A 1830-nucleotide genomic window follows, 5' to 3' on the forward strand; every position below is an offset into this window, starting at 1 on the left:
CATCCGGGTAATTAATCCTAATATGATATGAGTAGTTTTTGGGACATCAGACACAAGAGCTGATGAATACTTTTTAAACATAAAAAAGAGGATTCCTAAGGAATCCTCTTTTAATATTTGAATTAACGACGATTTGCATCGAAGAAGTTAATAGCAACTTCTGGGAACATAGCGTAAGTCAATACGTCTTCGTCAGTGATACCATTGTAGCCTTTAGAAGCTAAATCTTGACGGTAACCTTCCAATTCAGGTTCGATAAGATCTGCTGGACGGCAAGTGATTGGTTCTTCATCACCAATGATAGTGTGACGAATTTCGTCAGAAATTTTACCAGGCAACGCACCATATTTACCGCGTACAAGGTCTTTAACTTCGTTAGGAACCATTTTGTAACGGTCGCCCATCATAACGTTCATCATAGCCATTGTACCAACGATTTGGGATGTTGGAGTTACCAATGGAGGGTAACCCAAGTCTTCACGAACGCGTGGCATTTCATCCATAACGTCGAAGAAGCGATCGCCCATACCCATTTCGTTCAATTGGTTTTGAGTATTGGACAACATACCGCCAGGAATTTGGTAACGACGAACAGCTGGAATTACATCGCTAGCTGGTTTCAAGTTGAATTCTTCAGCGATTTGTTGTTTTACTTTACGGAAGTGGTCAACTAATGGAATGTATTTATCAAGGTCAAGACCAAGATCCCATTCAGTACCTTTGAACATTTCGATCATAGTTTCAGTAGCTGGTTGGCTAGTTGCATGAGCGAATGGAGAGATAGCAGTATCGATGATATCTACGCCAGCTTTAGCAGCTTCCCAGTATGTAGTGCTTGCAAGACCGCAAGTGAAATGGCTGTGCAAGTCGATTGGCAATTCACCAAAACGTTTTTTGAATGTGGAAACCAAATCATATGCATCAGCAGGTCCTAACAAACCGGACATATCTTTGATACAAAGGGAATCAGTACCCATTTCTACCAATGTTTCAGCTACTTTCAAGAAGCTTTCAGTTGTATGAACTGGAGAAATAGTGTATACCATTGCGGATTGAACGTGTGCGCCTGCTTTTTTGGAATATTTAATAGCAGCTTCCATGTTACGAGGGTCGTTCAATGCGTCGAAAATACGGATACGGTCAATACCATTTTTTACAGCAGCTTTACAGAATGCTTCCACTACATCATCAGAGTAATGTTTGTAGCCCAACAAGTTTTGGCCACGAAGTAACATTTGTAGTGGTGTATTTTTTACATTAGCTTTTAATTTGCGAAGGCGTTCCCATGGATCTTCATTCAAGAAACGAAGACAGCTATCATAAGTAGCGCCGCCCCAACATTCAAGAGCTTCATAACCAATTTCATCTAAAAGGCCAAGCACTGGTTCCATTTGTTCATAACGCATGCGTGTTGCCAAAATAGATTGATGACCGTCACGAAGAACGGTTTCGCAGATTCTTAATTTTTTAGCCATGTTAATCCTCCAAATCGAAATAGTTTTGTGTATGTAATTTTATACATCCACCACACAACTATCTCATACCTATTTTTTTACGATTTTTGTAGAACTTGCTCACACAGGCAAATACTCTACAAATCGTTAAGACATACTTATATTAGACTACTTATAGAATTCTTTGTCAACAACCACATTATGCAATTTACTCATGATTTCATGTATTCTTTTATGATTTTTTCGTGATGGAACTCACAATAAAGTGCTAAAAAGCTAGAGTTTAACGTGTATTTTTAATCAAATCTTCTTCTTATTAATTGCTCTTTTTAATGAGAAACAAAAATTTATTTCGTAATAATTTTTAGTTATTATT

1 protein-coding gene is annotated in these 1830 nt (G+C 38.0%); it reads right to left on the bottom strand.

The annotated features are described in order from the left end of the window. Positions 1-122: 122 nt before the first annotated feature. Positions 123-1475: a pyruvate carboxylase subunit B gene (locus QZ334_RS08220; RefSeq protein WP_060924133.1), complete on the bottom strand. Its 1353-nt coding sequence runs from the start codon at positions 1473-1475 to the stop codon at positions 123-125. Positions 1476-1830 lie beyond the last annotated feature (355 nt).

Origin of the sequence: Veillonella sp., assembly GCF_019414865.1 — a bacterium.
In the GTDB taxonomy this organism is placed as follows: domain Bacteria; phylum Bacillota; class Negativicutes; order Veillonellales; family Veillonellaceae; genus Veillonella.

Excerpts from the sequence above, each read along its gene's own strand:
- QZ334_RS08220 (WP_060924133.1), bottom strand. The coding sequence starts at position 1,475 with ATGGCTAAAAAATTAAGAATCTGCGAAACCGTTCTTCGTGACGGTCAT.